General features: G+C 40.3%; 21 protein-coding genes and 1 other RNA gene. 7 read left to right on the forward strand and 15 right to left on the reverse strand.

What is annotated here, in order from left to right:
* Nucleotides 1-216: 216 nt before the first annotated feature.
* The 4 genes from ssrA to LG372_RS07815 all read right to left on the reverse strand — a co-directional run bounded on the left by ssrA (nt 217) and on the right by LG372_RS07815 (nt 3,437).
* Nucleotides 217-564, reverse strand: a transfer-messenger RNA (tmRNA) gene (gene ssrA / locus LG372_RS07800).
* A gap of 61 nt (nt 565-625) precedes the next feature.
* On the reverse strand, nt 626-1,261 hold the full coding sequence (locus LG372_RS07805; RefSeq protein ID WP_203212792.1) for an SGNH/GDSL hydrolase family protein: 636 nt from the start codon (nt 1,259-1,261) through the stop codon (nt 626-628).
* Nucleotide 1,262: 1 nt separating this feature from the next.
* Nucleotides 1,263-2,090 carry an HAD family hydrolase gene (locus LG372_RS07810; RefSeq protein ID WP_124788183.1) on the reverse strand — a complete coding sequence of 276 codons (828 nt, stop codon included), beginning with the start codon at nt 2,088-2,090 and terminating at the stop codon, nt 1,263-1,265.
* Between the two features lie 21 nt (nt 2,091-2,111).
* Entirely contained in the window at nt 2,112-3,437 is a 1,326-nt protein-coding gene (locus LG372_RS07815; protein ID WP_124788182.1) for a CapA family protein, read from the reverse strand.
* 174 nt (nt 3,438-3,611) lie between these two features.
* Here LG372_RS07815 and def point away from each other — a divergent pair, with 174 nt between their 5' ends.
* Together def and rlmB are read left to right on the forward strand one after the other, a co-directional pair.
* The gene (gene def / locus LG372_RS07820; RefSeq protein ID WP_001272956.1) at nt 3,612-4,223 is read left to right on the forward strand and encodes a peptide deformylase; all 612 of its coding nucleotides are present in this window, start codon (nt 3,612-3,614) and stop codon (nt 4,221-4,223) included.
* A 44-nt stretch (nt 4,224-4,267) separates the two neighbouring features.
* Nucleotides 4,268-4,996, forward strand: a complete 729-nt coding sequence (rlmB, locus tag LG372_RS07825) for a 23S rRNA (guanosine(2251)-2'-O)-methyltransferase RlmB (protein ID WP_124788181.1) — start codon at nt 4,268-4,270, stop codon at nt 4,994-4,996.
* A gap of 191 nt (nt 4,997-5,187) precedes the next feature.
* Here the strand turns inward: rlmB and trxB are convergent, their stop codons facing one another.
* The 7 genes from trxB to LG372_RS07860 all read right to left on the reverse strand — a co-directional run bounded on the left by trxB (nt 5,188) and on the right by LG372_RS07860 (nt 9,540).
* Entirely contained in the window at nt 5,188-6,099 is a 912-nt protein-coding gene (gene trxB / locus LG372_RS07830; protein ID WP_049487833.1) for a thioredoxin-disulfide reductase, read from the reverse strand.
* A 65-nt stretch (nt 6,100-6,164) separates the two neighbouring features.
* Nucleotides 6,165-6,389: a DUF4059 family protein gene (locus LG372_RS07835; protein ID WP_000926599.1), complete on the reverse strand. Its 225-nt coding sequence runs from the start codon at nt 6,387-6,389 to the stop codon at nt 6,165-6,167.
* A 77-nt stretch (nt 6,390-6,466) separates the two neighbouring features.
* A complete protein-coding gene (locus LG372_RS07840) occupies nt 6,467-7,210 on the reverse strand; it encodes an amino acid ABC transporter ATP-binding protein (protein ID WP_000590982.1) in 744 nt (247 codons plus the stop codon).
* Entirely contained in the window at nt 7,210-8,010 is an 801-nt protein-coding gene (locus LG372_RS07845; RefSeq protein ID WP_125852039.1) for an amino acid ABC transporter permease, read from the reverse strand. The genes LG372_RS07840 and LG372_RS07845 overlap by 1 nt, the downstream gene beginning before the upstream one ends.
* A 157-nt stretch (nt 8,011-8,167) precedes the next feature.
* Entirely contained in the window at nt 8,168-8,524 is a 357-nt protein-coding gene (locus LG372_RS07850; protein WP_125852040.1) for an arsenate reductase family protein, read from the reverse strand.
* A gap of 12 nt (nt 8,525-8,536) precedes the next feature.
* Complete coding sequence (locus LG372_RS07855; RefSeq protein ID WP_225742540.1) at nt 8,537-9,046, reverse strand: methylated-DNA--[protein]-cysteine S-methyltransferase; 510 nt, start codon at nt 9,044-9,046, stop codon at nt 8,537-8,539.
* Entirely contained in the window at nt 9,046-9,540 is a 495-nt protein-coding gene (locus LG372_RS07860) for a GNAT family N-acetyltransferase (RefSeq protein WP_225742541.1), read from the reverse strand. Before LG372_RS07860 ends, LG372_RS07855 begins: the two co-directional genes overlap by 1 nt.
* A gap of 134 nt (nt 9,541-9,674) precedes the next feature.
* Between LG372_RS07860 and LG372_RS07865 the strand changes: the two genes are divergently transcribed.
* A complete protein-coding gene (locus tag LG372_RS07865) occupies nt 9,675-10,121 on the forward strand; it encodes a DUF1836 domain-containing protein (protein WP_225742542.1) in 447 nt (148 codons plus the stop codon).
* Nucleotides 10,118-10,765, forward strand: a complete 648-nt coding sequence (gene trhA / locus LG372_RS07870; RefSeq protein WP_001097996.1) for a PAQR family membrane homeostasis protein TrhA — start codon at nt 10,118-10,120, stop codon at nt 10,763-10,765. The genes LG372_RS07865 and trhA overlap by 4 nt, the downstream gene beginning before the upstream one ends.
* Nucleotides 10,766-10,785: 20 nt before the next feature.
* Here the strand turns inward: trhA and pdxT are convergent, their stop codons facing one another.
* The 3 genes from pdxT to nox all read right to left on the reverse strand — a co-directional run bounded on the left by pdxT (nt 10,786) and on the right by nox (nt 13,774).
* Nucleotides 10,786-11,367: a pyridoxal 5'-phosphate synthase glutaminase subunit PdxT gene (gene pdxT / locus LG372_RS07875; protein WP_061864021.1), complete on the reverse strand. Its 582-nt coding sequence runs from the start codon at nt 11,365-11,367 to the stop codon at nt 10,786-10,788.
* Nucleotides 11,368-12,243 (reverse strand): pyridoxal 5'-phosphate synthase lyase subunit PdxS, encoded by an 876-nt coding sequence (gene pdxS / locus LG372_RS07880; protein WP_000138517.1) that lies wholly within the window; start codon nt 12,241-12,243, stop codon nt 11,368-11,370.
* 151 nt (nt 12,244-12,394) lie between these two features.
* Nucleotides 12,395-13,774, reverse strand: a complete 1,380-nt coding sequence (gene nox, locus LG372_RS07885) for a H2O-forming NADH oxidase (RefSeq protein ID WP_049492202.1) — start codon at nt 13,772-13,774, stop codon at nt 12,395-12,397.
* Nucleotides 13,775-14,078: 304 nt separating this feature from the next.
* On the opposite strand from nox, the gene LG372_RS07890 reads away from it, so the two are divergent.
* Genes LG372_RS07890 through LG372_RS07900 form a run of 3 tightly spaced genes read left to right on the forward strand, consistent with a single transcriptional unit; the run spans nt 14,079 to nt 16,924 of the window.
* Entirely contained in the window at nt 14,079-15,002 is a 924-nt protein-coding gene (locus tag LG372_RS07890; RefSeq protein WP_045611923.1) for an FAD:protein FMN transferase, read from the forward strand.
* A 59-nt stretch (nt 15,003-15,061) separates the two neighbouring features.
* Nucleotides 15,062-15,667 (forward strand): NADPH-dependent FMN reductase, encoded by a 606-nt coding sequence (locus tag LG372_RS07895; protein ID WP_000915951.1) that lies wholly within the window; start codon nt 15,062-15,064, stop codon nt 15,665-15,667.
* A gap of 18 nt (nt 15,668-15,685) precedes the next feature.
* Entirely contained in the window at nt 15,686-16,924 is a 1,239-nt protein-coding gene (locus LG372_RS07900) for an NAD(P)H-dependent oxidoreductase (RefSeq protein WP_045607182.1), read from the forward strand.
* A gap of 85 nt (nt 16,925-17,009) precedes the next feature.
* On the opposite strand, the gene LG372_RS07905 is transcribed toward LG372_RS07900, so the two are convergent.
* A partial coding sequence (locus LG372_RS07905; RefSeq protein WP_168741291.1) for an IS3 family transposase occupies nt 17,010-17,105 on the reverse strand: 96 nt, incomplete at its 5' end.

Raw genomic sequence — 17,105 nt, forward strand, 5'->3', positions numbered from 1 at the left:
AACTATATGAAAAACATTTAGTTTTTTCATTATTTTTCTTAAGGCACCTTAATTATAACAGAAAATATGATAAAAACTTAAGAAAATTCAGGACTTGATTTAATATTTAGGATACAACAAATGTTGTATTCTTTTTGCAAAAGAATACCAAAGAATAAAATAAAAAACGTTGTAAAAACAACGTTTTAGAAAGATTTACAAAACAATGTAAATTATCAATGGAGCCGGTGGGAGTCGAACCCACGTCCAAACACCTGCTAACATATTTGTCTACAACCATAGATTATGTATTGTTTTAACAGCTCCTCGACACATAACTCAAGCCTAGGAACTGCGAGCCTATAAATCTCTTACCAAACTGCTAGACAAAGTTTGATCGTATCTCGCTAATAATAAGACCTGTCATTGAACACGAGCAATCCAAATCGGGTCACGCCTGCTGGTTTTTAGGCAGCTAGAGCGTAAGAAGTGTTATTTTTTGCAGTTATATTTAACTGAGCGTTTACGTCGCCACACGAGTCGCAAAATATGCCTCATAATGCCTGTCGAATCCGTAACGACCCCAAAAGACAATAAAACCATTATACCTTATCTAACTCAAAAATGCAAAAAGGAAAGCAATTAACTACAAAAGATAGTCTTTCAAAGATTTTGTCAAAACATGATAACCGGGAACACTAAGGTGCAACCCATCAGTTGTATAATCTTTTTTGAGTTGACCTTCTTGGTCTATCAAACTATCAAAAACTGGCACAAATTCTACCTGCATATAGGCAGAAGCAAGCTCTTGATAGGCTTGATTCCATTTCTGAATTTTTTCATTCGTGCGGATATAGACTGTCTGCTTGTACTCCTCTCCCTCATTGACTGGCAAAATAGAAAGCAATTTAATCTCAGTCAATGGATAATCGCGAGCAATGGATTGTATGATAGCTTCGAGATTATTGAGAGCCTCATTCACTGGAACATCTTTTCCGATATCATTTGTCCCAATCAAAAGGACAATTTTATCTACTGCTCCACCGTACAGATGCGCATCTAGATTCTCTAGTAACAGCCCTGTCTGATAACCTCGAATACCTCGATTGACAATCGTCTTTGAAGTCCCAAATAGTTCCTGCAGAGGATAATATTCGACAATGGAATCCCCAATAAAAAGAATGTCTGGCTCTACAACAGAAACCTGATTTAAGTGACGATACTTGGTTTGGATTTTTTCTTGTTCCTTTAGTAACCAATTTTCTAATAACTGTACTGCCACTTCATTCTCCTTTTTCTAACCAGTTTTCCAAGACTTGATAAACTCCGCCTTGGCTGTTGGCTGGCGCTAGAGCAGTAGCCACAGCTTTGGCTTTATCATCAGCATTTTCCATCGCATAGGCAATTCCAGCCATTTCAAGCATTTCAACATCATTTTCACTGTCACCAAAAGCCATGATTTGTTGGGGGTCCAATTCCCAACGCTTGAGTAATTCTTCCAAGCCCCATGCTTTATGAATCCCAGCTTGAAGGATATCAATGCAACCATAGCCGCTCGATACAGCCCGAACACGGCCATCAAAGAGATCATTGATTTCTTCCAAGACCGAATTCAACCGTTCCTCACCAACAACCATACTCATCTTGAGCACACCACCAAAGAGGTCAGAGGTTAACTCATCCACAAACTGCATCCGTTGATAGAATTTTTCAATCATTTCTGGAGTCATAAAACTTTCAAGATCTGTAAAAATGGTACCTTCTTTGACGAAACCACCCTTCATCCCCGTTACAACAAACTGGTCCTGACACGCTCGATCCTTGAAATGAGCCAAAGCCTTGTCGACAATAGCATCATCCCAAGTCTGGGCCTGAATCAGTTCATTGTTTTCAAAAATACGAGCACCATTAGCAACAACCAAAACCACTCGATCGACCAAGTACTCCAGTAGTTGCCTCATGCGGTGAATTTCATTGCCCGTCGCGATGACAAAACGAATACCCCTTTGATCCAACTGATCTAAAATCTTTTCCAAGCGTGGAATATCAAGCTGGCCTCTAGCATCCAGCAAGGTCCCATCCATATCTGTTGCAATTACCTTAATCGTCATTTACTTTCCTCTGGATTCAAACTAATCCCACTTCAATCCCACATGTTCGTTCATTTCTTTATAGGCTGTATCAATTCGTTCCTTAGTCGCTTCATCTAACTGATCACGATGACTACCACCCTCGATAAAATCTTCTAAGATATAAGTTTGGTAAAGGAAGAGTGGATAACCTTCTGGAGAATAGGTTCCTTTCGGTGTACGGTTTACCCAAGAAGGATGCGCTTTGGCAGTTTCGATTGTCGTCTTACCTGCTTTTTTCTTAATAGTCACATCCATGAGCACGCCACGCTCTGTCCACTTAGCATTCTCTTCATCTTGCATGGTTTCAATTCGTTGATTGGAAATGAAGTTCCCCATTGAATAGATAATGAGTTTCTTATCCCCATCTTTTTCAACTGTTTCAGATGGTTCTACAACGTGAGGATGCCCTCCAAAGATAATATCCGCTCCCCAATCAATCATCTTGTGATAAAGAACTTTTTGTTCTTCAGTTGGTTCCAATCGATACTCCACACCCATCTGAGGCATGATAATGGTGATATCTGCTTCCTGCTCTGCTCGTTCAATTTCAGCCTTCATCTTGTCTTCATTTAGGTCTGAAAGATAGCGGTTATAGTCTTCTTGGGAAATACTTTGCTCAATTCCATTAAATCCATAAGAATAGGCTAAAAGTGCAACCTTGATGCCGTTCACTTCCTTGATAACGAGTGGAGCTTGATCACGGGACTCATGCGTATATACTCCAATAGGTGTCATTCCTGCCTTCTCAATAGCATCTGCTGTTGAGACCACACCTTCTATTTGTGAATCTAGAATATGGTTATGCGCCAAGTCTAGCACTTGATAACCTGCATCCTTGATGGCATCCATGACTTCGCCAGGTGCATTAAAAAGAGGATAACCAGCCAAATAGTGGTCCTTGTTTACCGTACCTTCAAAGTCGCCTATAATCAGGTCTGCTTGTTTGAGCCATGGTTTCACATAATCAAAATTTTCATGAAAATCATAGGTTCCATCTTCTTTTAAGGCAGAACGATAGATAGGAATGTGATAGAGGAGGTCCCCGTTAGCCATAATTCTTGCAGTTTTTTCCTCGTCCTGATCTTTAGCATTTTGATTGGTCTTATTTGCTTCTTGAGAAATGGTATCCTTTTTTTGACTGGTTAAGGGGATTCCTTGGAAGCTTTCAAACAACAAGACCAAGCCCATTGATAAAACAACTGCTAGCAAGAGTATCGCCACAAATCCCTTATTGCTCCACTTGCGATAACTCCTAAAAAAGTTTACAAAGCCTCTCACAAAATGAAAAACTGGTCCACGTTTATATCTATCTTGTCTTCTCTGCATCTTCATTCTCCCTACTTTCTAATGCAAGCCTTTTCTTTTTATTATATCACAGATAAGTAATTCTTTCACAATTGAATCGAACCTACTAGACATTTTCTATAAAAGCTCGATGCCGTAATACTTTCAATCCTTGTCATTTTGTGTTATCATGTAGAGGTAATGAAAGGAGAGAAAATGTCTGCAATAGAACGTATTACAAAAGCTGCTCACTTAATTGATATGAACGATATTATCCGTGAAGGGAATCCTACCCTACGCGCGGTTGCTGAGGAAGTTACTTTCCCTCTATCTGATCAAGAAATTATTCTTGGCGAAAAGATGATGCAATTCCTCAAACATTCCCAAGATCCTGTCATGGCTGAAAAGATGGGACTCCGAGGTGGTGTTGGTCTTGCTGCTCCTCAATTAGATATCTCAAAACGCATTATCGCTGTTTTGGTGCCTAATATTGTCGAAGAAGGCGAAACTCCTCAGGAAGCTTACGACTTGCAAGCTATTATGTACAATCCAAAAATCGTCTCTCACTCTGTTCAAGACGCTGCTCTTGGTGAAGGAGAAGGTTGCCTGTCTGTGGACCGTAACGTGCCTGGCTATGTTGTTCGCCATGCCCGCGTTACTGTTGACTACTTTGACAAAGATGGGGAAAAACACCGTATCAAACTTAAAGGTTATAACTCCATTGTTGTTCAACATGAAATTGACCACATAAACGGCATCATGTTTTACGATCGTATCAATGAAAAAGACCCATTTGCAGTTAAAGATGGTTTACTGATTCTAGAATAAAGAAAATCCCGTTGCAAGACGGGGTTTTGTGTTATAATAGAGGCATGAAAACAAATGATATTGTCTATGGCGTCCACGCCGTTACCGAAGCCCTCCTTGCAAATACTGGAAACAAACTCTACCTCCAAGAAGATCTCCGAGGTAAGAACGTTGAGAAAGTCAAGGAACTGGCTACAGAAAAGAAGGTGTCCATTTCTTGGACTGCAAAAAAATCCCTCTCTGAGATGACTGAAGGTGCTGTCCACCAAGGTTTTGTTCTACGAGTATCTGAATTTACCTATAGTGAGCTGGATCACATCCTTGCCCAAACGCGCCAAGAAGAAAATCCACTTCTATTGATTCTGGATGGCCTAACTGATCCTCACAACTTAGGATCCATCTTAAGAACAGCCGATGCGACCAATGTTTCAGGTGTCATCATTCCCAAACACCGTGCTGTGGGAGTTACTCCTGTCGTTGCCAAAACAGCCACAGGTGCTATTGAGCACGTTCCAATCGCTCGAGTGACCAATCTGAGCCAAACTCTGGACAAACTCAAGGATGAAGGATTCTGGACCTTTGGAACAGATATGAATGGTACTCCTTGCCACAAGTGGAATACAAAAGGGAAAATTGCCCTCATCATCGGAAATGAAGGAAAAGGCATCTCTAGCAACATCAAAAAACAGGTAGATGAAATGATTACCATTCCTATGAATGGACATGTTCAAAGCCTTAATGCCAGTGTTGCTGCAGCTATTCTCATGTACGAAGTTTTCCGAAATAGACTATAAAAAAAGTTTCCAGTCATCTGATTGGAAACTTTTTTATGATTATACTCAATGAAAATCAAAGAGCAAACTAGGAAGCTAGCTGTAGACAGCTCAAAGTACTGCTTTGAGGTTGTGGATAGAACTGACGAAGTCAGTACCCATACCTACGGCAAAGCGAAGCTGACGTGGTTTGAAGAGATTTTCGAAGTGTATTAACTATGTTCTGTGATAAATTTATAGGCTTCTTGACCAGCGATAGCTCCATCTCCAACTGCTGTTGTTACTTGGCGGAGGTCTTTCAAGCGAACATCTCCAACTGCAAAGATACCGTCAACTGCAGTTTTCATGTGGTTATCTGTCACAATCCAGCCAGCCTGATTTTGGATATTCAATCCTTTAACAAAATCGCTAAGAGGGTCCAAACCAACATAGATAAAGACGCCACCGAAGGCTTGTTCTGTCACTTGACCTGTTTTCACATTTTCAAAAACGACAGATTCTACTCGGTTTTCACCCTTGATTTCCTTCACTACAGAATCCCAGATAAAGCTGATTTTCTCATTCGCAAAGGCGCGGTCTTGTAAAACTTTTTGGGCGCGAAGTTGATCACGACGGTGAACAATGGTAACAGTCTTTGCAAAACGAGTCAAGAAGAGGGCTTCTTCAACAGCTGAATCTCCACCACCAACTACCAACAAATCTTGGTCACGGAAGAAAGCACCATCACACACGGCACAGTAAGAAACACCACGACTGTTCAGTTCTTCTTCTCCAGGTACTCCCAAAGGACGGTGTTTAGATCCAGTCGCTACGATAACTGTACGAGTTTCATACGTTTGGTCATCAGTAATCACTTTCTTAAAATCACCATGGTCTTCGACATTTTCAACATAACCATAAATGTGCTCAACACCAAGATTTTCAAGCGGTTCAAACATCTTTTCTGCCAATTCTGGCCCACTAATATTAGCGTATCCTGGGTAATTTTCAATATCAGATGTATTATTCATCTGACCACCTGGCAGACCACCTTCAATAAGAGCAACTTTCAGATTGCTTCGAGCAGCATACAAGGCCGCAGTCATCCCTGCAGGTCCAGCACCGATAATAATAGTATCGTACATATAGATTCCTTCTTTCTTGTTGTAACTATCTTTATTCTAACTCTTTCTTGTCAATCAAGCAAGGATTATGCTTTGAAAACAAGAATTAAACTCATAACCGCAAAGGATAATACTGGAACAACCAAGACCCCAATCATAATCATATCATAGAGATGGGCTTGGCGAGCCTTGGCTGTCTTATCAACTCCCGACATGGCTCTCAGTCCAATCCAAATCCCTAAAAAAATCAGGACGAGGATGGTGGTCAAGATCAAACTCTCGAAATATAAAGAAAATAGTTGCAGTAGCATGATTTCTCTCATTTCTATCTTTTTTAAAGAGTAAACTCAGCTAGTCCAACTAACTGAGTTTTCCTTTATCTATTATATCAAATATAAGTCCGTTTGTAACTAGCGAAGAATTCTTTTGTCCGCTCTTCTTTCGGATGGTGGATAATCTCATCTGGTGTTCCAGACTCAATGATTTTCCCCTTATCTAAGAAGAGAATCTTATCAGCCACTTGGGCTACAAAGGACATATCATGACTAACCAAAATCATGGTTTGACCTGACTTAGCAGCATCTGCAATAGATTTTTCTACTTCACCAACCAATTCTGGGTCAAGAGCTGAAGTTGGTTCGTCTAAAAGCAAGACATCTGGTTTCATAGCAAGCGCACGCGCTAAAGCAACCCGTTGCTTTTGTCCACCTGATAAATGTCGAGGGTAATGGTTTTCACGGTCAGAAAGCCCAACCTTAGCCAACTCTTCCTTGGCAATCTTGGTTGCTTCTTGGTCGGATAATTTCTTGACAACAACCAAGCCTTCTTTTACATTATCAAGTGCTGTTCGGCGTTCAAACAAATTAAACTGTTGGAAAACCATAGACAGCTTACGGCGTAGGGCAAGGATTTCTTCTTGAGTGATTTTAGAAAAATCAACTGAGAAATCATCAATCTGAATAGAGCCACTGTCAGGTGTTTCAAGATAATTGAGACTACGAAGAAAAGTTGATTTTCCAGCTCCTGAAGAACCAATCAAGGCTACAACTTCCCCTTTTTGAATATCCAAGTTCAGATGATCCAAGACAGTCTGTCCTGAAAAGGATTTGCTTAAATTCGAAATCTTAATCATTAACGAAGGTCTCCTTTCACATCTGTTTGCACTGTATCGGGTGCAGAAATAGCCATTTTTCTCTCGATGAAACGACCGAGGCTTTCAATTCCGATATTGACTACCCAATAAACAAGGGCAACGGAGATGAAGCGCTCAAAGTAACGATAATCAGCTCCACCCAGAATCTGAGCTTGGGCAAAGACTTCCACAACACCCGCACTAAAGGCTAGGGACGTGCCCTTGGTCAAGCCGATTAGGGAATTAATCAAGGTTGGAGTCGCCACAACTGCTGCATTTGGAATAATCACGCGACGATAAACTTGCGCTCGGGTCATCCCCAAACTACGTGCCGCCTCAATCTCACCAGGATTGACTGAGAGAATGGCTGCACGAATGGTTTCACTAGCATAAGCTGCCTCATTAAAGGCAAAGGCGACAATCGCAAAAACAGCCGCTGGAATAGCATTGATATTGAAACCAGTTCCCCATTGCTGATTGAGAGCTTTCAAAGCCAAAGGAATTCCGTAGTAGGTCAACATGAGTTGGACCAAAATCGGTGTCCCTTTTAAGAAACTAACAAAGAAGGCCTGCAAAGGATATAAAATCTTGACACGATTGATTTTCACAATGGCAAAAAGAAGTGCCAAAACCAAGCCAAAAAGAGCACCACCAATTGTCAACATAATCGTTATTGGAAGTTGTTGGACAATTCTCGGAATTCCATCAAAGACCGAACGCAAGCTAAAAAGCTTGCCATCCGGAATCAATTGCATCAAGTTTTGGTACCAATCTGATGCTAAAATCGTTGTAACATTCATAAAAACATCCTCTCCTGATAATGATTCATTCTACCATACTTCTGCCGTCAATGAAATTATTTGCTACGGTCAGATACAGACTTTGTCTACCTACTAGTTTATCATACTTTGAAACAGGGAGGTTATATATTTTATCTATCAAAGAGATAGATAAAAACTATTTCAATCCCAATTCTTCATAAGCTTTTCGATAACCGATTTGCTTAACAGTTCCATTCTGCACTAAAATCGGTCGTTTTAACAACATTCCGTCGCTTGCTAGCAACTCAGCTGCTTCTTGGTTTGACAGACTTCCTACCTTATCTTTCAATCCTAATTCACGGTATTTGATTCCACTGGTGTTAAAAAATTGCTTCAACTCAAAACCCGAGGTTTCTAGCCAGTTTAAAATGACTTCTTGGCTAGGTGTTTCTTCAACGATGTGAACAGCTTTATAGTCCACTCCTAATTGATTTAATTCTTGTTTTGCTTTTTTACAAGTTGAACATTTTGGATATTCGATAAATTCTAACATGTCTTTCACTTTCTATTTTATATCTTTAAAATCTGCGCCTTCATGCTCCAAAAGCCAGGCTTTCTTTTCCACTCCTGCAGCATACCCTGTCAGACGCTTGCCTGCTCCCAGCACCCGATGACAAGGTACTAGGATAGACCACGGATTGCGTCCTACCGCTCCACCAATTGCTTGAGCAGAATCCACTTGCAGCTCTTGGGCTATTTGTCCATAGGTCACTGTCTGGCCATAAGGAATTCCCTGTAAATAGGACCAAACTCGCTTTTCAAAATCCGTTCCGATTGAAGCCAAGGGCAAGTCGGATAAATCCTGAGGCTTGCCTTTAAAGTAAACCTCTAAGCAAGCAATAACTGGGTCTAAAATGGGATGACTAACAACTGCTTCTATCGTCTCATCTCCTAGTCCTCTCTCAAAATACTTCTGGTCCTGCACCCAAATGCCATACAGATATTGCTCGTCGGCAACCAAAGACAAGGTTCCTATTGGCGAAGAGTAGAGCATTTTTACGTACTTCTTTTGCATTATTTCTTCAATTTTTGATAGGCCAAGCGTTCGCCGTCAACTGGAACCTTACCAACCTGTTTAAAACCTAGTTTTTCAAAGATATGCTGCATGGCCTTGTTTTCTGCATGCGTATCTGAGCGAAAATCTAGATAGTCAAAACCTTCAATCAAACCCTCTAAGAAGGTTTGAGCAACTCCTTGTCCCTGCACATCTGCAGCCACAGCAATACGGTGAAAGACTAGGTACTCTGACTCTCCAGCTTGCCATTTTCCTTCATAAATGGCTTCATAGGCTGCCTCTGGACTCTTGGTCACAGCTGCATAAGCTAGTAATTCTCCCTCTTCCAAGGCTACGTAGCCTTGACCTGAGATAATATCTTCAATAATAATATCAGCATTTGGATAGTCATTTTGCCACTGGTCACTACCAGCATCTGCTAAACATTTTTTAGCATCTTCTATCACCTGCATGATGGCACCTACTTCATTTGGAAAAGCTAAACGAATTTCCATCTTTTCTCCTCATTTCTGACTAGTTTCTCCCATCATAGCATAATTTAAGTCTTTCTACAAGCAGTTAAAACTTGACTTTCTGTTTTTATTATTTTATAATCTAGTTATTAAAACTAGATAAAAAGGAGTTGAAAATGAAAACTACCTTTTCCTACCCAAAATGGGCAGAAATCCCAAATATTGACCTCTATCTGGACCAGGTTTTGCTCTATGTCAATCAGGTCTGCGCCCCTATCTCTCCTGATAAAGACAAGGGCCTGACAGCATCTATGGTCAATAACTATGTCAAACATGGTTATCTGACAAAGCCTGACAAGAAAAAATACCAACGCCAACAGATTGCTCGTTTGATTGCTATCACAACCCTCAAGTCGGTATTCTCTATTCAAGAAATAGCACAGACACTTAATACTCTACAAACTCAAGCAAGTTCAGACCAACTCTACGATGCTTTTGTAAACTACATGAACCAAGGAATTGATCCAGCTAACCTCATTATCCAAACCAGCTGCCAAACCGTTAAACTCTATCATCAAACTCTAGCCTTAATCCACCATACTGAAGAGGAGGAAATCCAATGAACACCAGCCTAAAGCTCAGCAAACAACTCAGTTTTGGAGAGGAGATTGCTAATAGCGTGACCCATGCCGTAGGTGCAGTCATCATGCTCATCTTACTCCCCATTTCATCCACCTATAGTTATGAGGCACACGGATTTTTATCATCTATAGGCGTTTCCATTTTCGTTATTAGTCTCTTTCTCATGTTTCTATCATCCACCATTTATCACTCTATGGCCTATGGTTCAACCCATAAATATGTCTTGAGAATCATTGATCATTCGATGATTTATGTTGCTATTGCAGGCTCATACACGCCCGTCGTCTTGACCTTAATGAATAACTGGTTTGGCTATCTAATTATTGCCATCCAATGGGGAACGACCATCTTTGGTATTCTCTATAAAATCTTTGCTAAAAAAGTCAATGAGAAATTTAGCCTTGCTCTTTACCTGATTATGGGCTGGTTGGTTCTGGCTATCATTCCTGCCATTATCAGTCAAACAACGCCAATTTTCTGGAGTCTCATGGTAACTGGCGGACTTTGTTATACAGTTGGAGCTGGATTTTACGCCAAGAAAAAACCTTATTTCCACATGATTTGGCATCTCTTTATCCTAGCTGCATCTGCCCTCCAATACATTGCCATTGTTTATTACATGTAAAAAAGTTGAGAAATTCAATCTCAACTTTTTTCTTTACACATATTGATAAAGTACTGGTGCAAGCGCACATCATCAGTCAATTCTGGATGAAAAGAGGTCACTAACATATTTTTTTCTTGAGCAGCAACGATTTGATTGTCAACTGTTGCTAGAATTTCTACACCCTCTCCAACACTACTGATAATTGGACCACGGATAAAGGTCATTGGAATCTGACCGACTCCCTTACATTCTGCTTCCGTGTAGAAACTTCCTAATTGGCGCCCATAGGCATTGCGCTCAACCACCATATCCATAGTTCCTAGATGACTCTCTTCATGAGAAGTAATTTCCTTAGCCAGCAAAATTAAACCCGCACAGGTCCCAAACACTGGTAAGCCAGATAGAATGGCTTCTCGAATGGGAATCAGCATGTTCTGGTCTCGTAAGAGCTTGCCCATAGTTGTAGACTCACCACCAGGTAATATCAATCCCGACAAATCACTCTGATGTTTCTGAAAATCATCTAGATTTCTGATTTCAACACTCTCGACACCTAATTGATCTAGCACTTTTGCATGTTCTGCAAAGGCACCTTGCAAGGCCAATATTCCAATTTTCATCTATTTTCCTCGCTCTGCCATGAGAATTTGAATTTCATTTTCATTAATACCAACCATGGCTTCGCCTAGATCTTCAGAGATTTGAGCTAGGATTTGAGGATTTCGGAAATTAGTTACCGCTTTGACAATGGCACTCGCTCGTTTAACAGGATCGCCTGATTTGAAAATACCTGATCCAACAAAAACACCCTCTGCCCCTAATTGCATCATCAGCGCAGCATCTGCTGGCGTTGCAACGCCTCCAGCTGCAAAGTTTACAACAGGCAATTTTCCATGTTCATGGACGTATTGAACCAATTCTACAGGGACTTGTAAGTCCTTGGCGGCAACATAAAGCTCATCCTCACGTAAATTTTGAATGCGGCGAATTTCCTGATTCATCATACGCATATGGCGAACAGCTTGAACAATGTCTCCTGTCCCTGGTTCTCCTTTGGTACGAATCATAGAAGCACCTTCAGCGATACGACGCAAGGCTTCACCCAAATCCTTAGCCCCACAGACAAAAGGAACTTGGAATTCTTTCTTGTCCACATGGAAACGGTCATCAGCTGGAGATAAAACCTCACTCTCATCGATATAGTCAATCTCAATAGCCTCTAAAATCTGTGCCTCAACAAAATGCCCGATTCTGACCTTGGCCATTACTGGAATACTAACCGCCTCTTGAATTTCCTTAATCATCTTTGGATCACTCATACGGGAAACACCACCAGCTGCACGAATATCAGCTGGAATCCGCTCCAAAGCCATCACAGCAGCCGCACCAGCGGCCTCTGCAATACGAGCCTGTTCAGGGTTCTGAACGTCCATGATAACCCCACCTTTGAGCATCTGTGCCAAGTTTTTATTTAGTTCGTAACGATTTTCAGTCATTTCTTTATCCTCATCATTTGTATTGGTAGCTACCATTTCATTTTAAGTTAGATTAAAATGAAGTACAAGATAAAAAAAACGTAATTGTATGGGTACAGAATAGTTAAAAAACTATCTGGCCTTAACTTAAGGCCAGATAGCTCATTCATTTTTATTTTTCAGCTGTAAGAGCAGCCATTGTGATGTAGTTATATGGTTTGTTGAAGTGTGGCAAGAAGAATAAGTCTGTCAATGCCAATTTATCAATTGTCACATGCTCTTGGATAGCAAGTGAGAACATGTGGATTCCCATGCTAATTGCAGAATCGTGTGAAACCATTTGTGCACCAAGAATTTCACGGCTATCTTTGTCAAAGACAATCTTGATGGCAACTTCATGGTTGTCATGCTTCATGAATTCTGGTTTTTGAAGATCGTTAAAGCCTGTTTCAGTTGCGTTGTAACCAGCAGCTTTAGCTTTTTCAAGAGTCAAACCAGTTGAAACCATGTGAAGACCGTAGATTGAGATACCATTTGAACCTTGAACACCGATTCCTTCCAATTCATGGCCACAAGCGTTATATGCACCAACGATACCAGTACGAACAGCATTTGAAGCAAGAGCGATGTAGCTAGTGTCTTTACGAGCGTTGTCATAAACAGTCGCACAGTCACCTACTGCATAAACGCCTGGGATAGATGTTTCTTGTTTCTTATCTACAAGGAAGGCACCGTTACGGAAGAGTTCAATCTTACCATCAGCTAGAGTAGTATTTGGACGGAAACCAACTGCAAGGATAACCATATCCACATCGAAAGTTTCTTTATCAGTAATCAAGCGTTCAACTTTACCGTCACCCTCAATTGCTTTAACAGTTTGACCAAGCGCCAAGCGAATGTTGTGATCTTCCAAGTTCTTCGCCATCATTTGTGTGAAGTCTTTATCATAGTAACCGTTCAAAACAGTATCAACGATATCAACAAGGACAACTTCTTTTCCAAGACGTTCAAAGGCTTCAGCAAGTTCAACACCGATGTAACCACCACCAACAACGGCGATACGGTCAAGGTGCTGGCTCTTGTCAGCAAGTTTATTGATAACTTCTTCAGCGTTTTGGTACAATTTAACGAATTGTACATTTTCAAGAGTTGCTTTAAATTCGCGGTTTCCTTTAACAATTTCAACACCTTCGATTGGTGGCAAGATTGGTGTAGAACCTGTAGCGAAAATCAATTTCTCGTATGATTCTTTGTGCTCTTTCCCTTCAACTTCTGCAGTAACTACTTTGTTATCATAGTCGATTGACAGAACTGGTGAATTCATGTAAACCTTAGCACCTTTAGCTTCCAATTTTTCTTTATCAGAATAGAACAAGCCTTCAGCACCGTCAATTTGTTCACCGATCCAAAGGGCCATTCCACATCCTAAGAAAGAGATGTTAGAGTTTTGGTCAAAAACAACGATTTCGTTCTCGTTTCCAAAATTATCCAACATAGTATTAATACATGCTGTACCAGCGTGGTTAGCACCAACTACAACGATTTTACTCATAGAAAAATTCCTACCTTCAATTTTAAATTTACTCTTCTAGTATAACATTTACTGTTAGCGTTTACAAGAGTTTAGCTAATTTTCCCGATTTTTTTGTAAATGTAAATAATCTGTATTTTATCAGCCTTTCTTACAATTACTCTTTATTTTCTGAGCATATTTCTTGACAAGTTTACAAATTTCATTTGTGAAAACGCTGACTTTATGGTATGCTAGTATCATGGAAAGAAAATGTAAGGGGTTAAATTTAATATAAATTTACTATATTTCAGCCTTCTTTTCATAAGAGAAAGGAGTTGGTAGCTTGCCTCTTAGTTCACATTCCGAACGGCTAATGGGGACTACTATCACTATTTCATTAGTAGATGAGCGAGCCGATAGCTTGCTCCAAAAATCCTTTGATTTACTCAAAGAGCTTGAATACCGCTTCAATGCCAATAGTCAAGAATCTGAGTTGATGGAAATCAATTATCAAGCTGGAATAGCTCCAGTCAAAGTTCATCCTGATTTGTTTGAATTGATTTCACTTGGATTAGAGCATAGCCTAGCGCCCTCTAGTCATCTCAACATCAGCATTGGTCCCTTGATTCAAACCTGGCGCATTGGTTTTTCGGATGCCAAAGTGGCCCAGCCTCAAGAAATTGAATCGGTGCTTCCTTTAATCAATCCTCATTATATCGAGTTAGATTCTTCCACCTCCACTGTGTTATTAAAACAAAAAGGAATGAAGATCGATCTTGGTTGTTTAGCCAAGGGTTATAGTGCGGATAAGGTTGCCCAATTTCTTAGAGAAGAGGGAGTGACATCTGCCTTGATCAATCTGGGAGGGAATGTCCTGACCATTGGAAAAAATCAGGCAAGAGGAAATCAGCCTTGGCAAATCGGGATTCAAGACCCAGCCAATCCTAGGGGAAATCACTTAATGACCATCCCTGTTGTCAATAAATCTGTCGTGACTTCAGGCATTTATGAACGTCACCTGACTGTCGATGGAAAAGATTACCATCATATTTTTGACAGCCAAACAGGATATCCTGTTGAAACAGAACTAGCTAGTCTAACAATCATCTCTGATAAATCAGTTGATGGTGAAATCTGGACAACTCGTCTATTTGGAGAAAGACCGGCTTCTATCCTCTGGCAAGTCGAAAGTTTGGAGGGCATCGAAGCTATCCTCATCGATAAAGAAGGTCACCTAAGCTGTTCTTCAGGAATTCCTACTCTATAGAAATAGATGTTTCAATGGAGTTTTAAAATCGTATTATGTAAAAAGAGAAAGGAAATCTCATGTTAAAACTTATTGCTATTGTTGGAACAAATTCAAAACGTTCTACAAACCGCCAATTGCTTCAATACATGCAAAAACACTTTGCTGAAAAAGCTGAAATTGAACTTGTGGAAATTAAAGACATTCCTGTCTTCAATAAACCAGCTGACAAGCAAGTACCTGCTGAAATTCTGGAAATTGCTGCTAAAATTGAAGAGGCAGATGGCGTTATTATCGGTACTCCTGAGTATGACCACTCTATCCCAGCTGTTTTAATGAGCGCTCTTGCTTGGTTGTCTTATGGTATTTACCCACTCTTGAACAAACCAATCATGATTACAGGTGCTTCATATGGTACGCTTGGTTCATCACGTGCCCAATTACAACTTCGCCAAATCTTGAATGCCCCAGAAATCAAAGCAAGTGTCCTTCCAGATGAATTCTTGCTTTCACATTCTCTTCAAGCCTTCAATCCAAGTGGAGATCTAGTGGATCTTGATGTTATCAAAAAATTAGATGCTACTTTTGACGACTTCCGTATCTTTGTAAAAATCACAGAAAAATTACGCAACGCACAAGCACTACTTCGCAAAGATGCTGAAGACTTTGACTGGGAAAATTTGTAAGATAGGAGAGCAAAAAGAATGAAATTTGTTGGACTTGTAGGATCAAACTACGATCAATCATATAACCGTAAACTCTTGGAATTCATCCGTCGTCACTTCAAACTCAAATTTGAATTAGAAGTTCTTGAAATTGACGAAGTTCCAATGTTTAACCAAGACGAAAAATGGGACGAAAGTTTCCAATTACGTCTTTTGTATAACAGAATTACGCGTGCTGATGGTGTCATTATTGCTACTCCTGAGCACAACCACACAATCTCAGCTTCTCTTAAATCTGTTCTTGAATGGCTTTCATACGAAGTTCATCCATTTGAAAACAAGCCAGTCATGATTGTGGGAGCTTCTTACTACGACCAAGGTACTTCTCGTGCCCAAGTTCACCTTCGTAAGATTCTTGACGCTCCAGGTGTCAATGCCTACACTCTTCCAGGAAATGAATTCCTTCTTGGTAAAGCTAAAGAAGCTTTTGATGTTAATGGAAATATCACGAATGAAGGAACTGTTAATTTCCTTGAAACATGCTTGGACAACTTTGTAAAATATGTGGGAGTCGTTTCAAAATTGAAAAAACCAAAACCAATTGAGCCAGAAGATTTATATTGTACAAATTCAATTGCAACTACTATCCAAGGTGTTGATCCAGATGATCCTGAATGGGTAGAAAAAGCTGCTGAACTTGTTGGAGCTGTTTCTGGAGATACTTACGTTAAATTAGACCACGGTATCTTGACAGTTAACCAACTTGACATGTTCTTGAAAGCAATGCCATTTGAATTGACATTTGCAGATGATAATAATCAATTCTTGTACTTTAATAACGCACACCAAGACCCAGATACAATGTTTGGTAAACGTGTCCGTGCTCAATCAGGAAATAGATTAGGAACAGTACACGGTACATTGCCAGATTCTAGAATGAAAAACGTTGAATGGGTTGTTGGCGTATTGCGTAATGGGGACCAAGAATATGTCCGTACAATTGTACCAGGAACACCAGAAGGCGTTATTAATACCCATAATTACCAAGCAATGTACTATCCAGATGGTTCATATGCTGGAATCAATGAAATCATCTTTAATTTCCAACCATGGCTTGACTGGTACCTCAATACGACTGGTCAACGTCTAGTTGGTGGAAATGCTGCAGCTCCTGCCGGAGGCCACGGTGGTGCAGATGCCACATCTGGGGCTTCTGATGCAGGTGATGCTGGAGGCCATGGTGGTGGCGCAGACGCTACATCTGGCGCAAGTAACTAATCATTTTAGGAACCATCTTGGTTCCTTTTTTAGCAAAAAAAAGACTAGCAGTTTTGTACTGACCCCAAAAAGTTAGACAAATAATTTAAGTAAAGGATTTAGTTCTGTATTGCACAGGACTAAGTCCTTTTAATTTTACCTTAATGCGTTTATTGTTGTAGTAATCAATATAGTCTACAAT

Source organism: Streptococcus sp. Marseille-Q5112 (assembly GCF_916700555.1).
In the GTDB taxonomy this organism is placed as follows: Bacteria; Bacillota; Bacilli; order Lactobacillales; family Streptococcaceae; genus Streptococcus; species Streptococcus symci.

Bases quoted from the DNA above. Each gene is read 5' to 3' on its own strand.
- LG372_RS07865 (WP_225742542.1), top strand. From the start codon at position 9,675: ATGAAAACTACCTTTTCCTACCCAAAATGGGCAGAAATCCCAAATATT.
- LG372_RS07840 (WP_000590982.1), bottom strand. From the start codon at position 7,210: ATGATTAAGATTTCGAATTTAAGCAAATCCTTTTCAGGACAGACTGTC.
- LG372_RS07835 (WP_000926599.1), bottom strand. From the start codon at position 6,389: ATGCTACTGCAACTATTTTCTTTATATTTCGAGAGTTTGATCTTGACC.
- def (WP_001272956.1), top strand. From the start codon at position 3,612: ATGTCTGCAATAGAACGTATTACAAAAGCTGCTCACTTAATTGATATG.
- trxB (WP_049487833.1), bottom strand. From the start codon at position 6,099: ATGTACGATACTATTATTATCGGTGCTGGACCTGCAGGGATGACTGCG.
- LG372_RS07850 (WP_125852040.1), bottom strand. From the start codon at position 8,524: ATGTTAGAATTTATCGAATATCCAAAATGTTCAACTTGTAAAAAAGCA.
- LG372_RS07845 (WP_125852039.1), bottom strand. From the start codon at position 8,010: ATGAATGTTACAACGATTTTAGCATCAGATTGGTACCAAAACTTGATG.
- LG372_RS07860 (WP_225742541.1), bottom strand. From the start codon at position 9,540: ATGGAAATTCGTTTAGCTTTTCCAAATGAAGTAGGTGCCATCATGCAG.
- LG372_RS07900 (WP_045607182.1), top strand. From the start codon at position 15,686: ATGAAATTTGTTGGACTTGTAGGATCAAACTACGATCAATCATATAAC.
- LG372_RS07815 (WP_124788182.1), bottom strand. From the start codon at position 3,437: ATGCAGAGAAGACAAGATAGATATAAACGTGGACCAGTTTTTCATTTT.
- pdxT (WP_061864021.1), bottom strand. From the start codon at position 11,367: ATGAAAATTGGAATATTGGCCTTGCAAGGTGCCTTTGCAGAACATGCA.
- trhA (WP_001097996.1), top strand. From the start codon at position 10,118: ATGAACACCAGCCTAAAGCTCAGCAAACAACTCAGTTTTGGAGAGGAG.
- LG372_RS07895 (WP_000915951.1), top strand. From the start codon at position 15,062: ATGTTAAAACTTATTGCTATTGTTGGAACAAATTCAAAACGTTCTACA.
- nox (WP_049492202.1), bottom strand. From the start codon at position 13,774: ATGAGTAAAATCGTTGTAGTTGGTGCTAACCACGCTGGTACAGCATGT.
- pdxS (WP_000138517.1), bottom strand. From the start codon at position 12,243: ATGACTGAAAATCGTTACGAACTAAATAAAAACTTGGCACAGATGCTC.
- LG372_RS07855 (WP_225742540.1), bottom strand. From the start codon at position 9,046: ATGCAAAAGAAGTACGTAAAAATGCTCTACTCTTCGCCAATAGGAACC.
- LG372_RS07810 (WP_124788183.1), bottom strand. From the start codon at position 2,090: ATGACGATTAAGGTAATTGCAACAGATATGGATGGGACCTTGCTGGAT.
- rlmB (WP_124788181.1), top strand. From the start codon at position 4,268: ATGAAAACAAATGATATTGTCTATGGCGTCCACGCCGTTACCGAAGCC.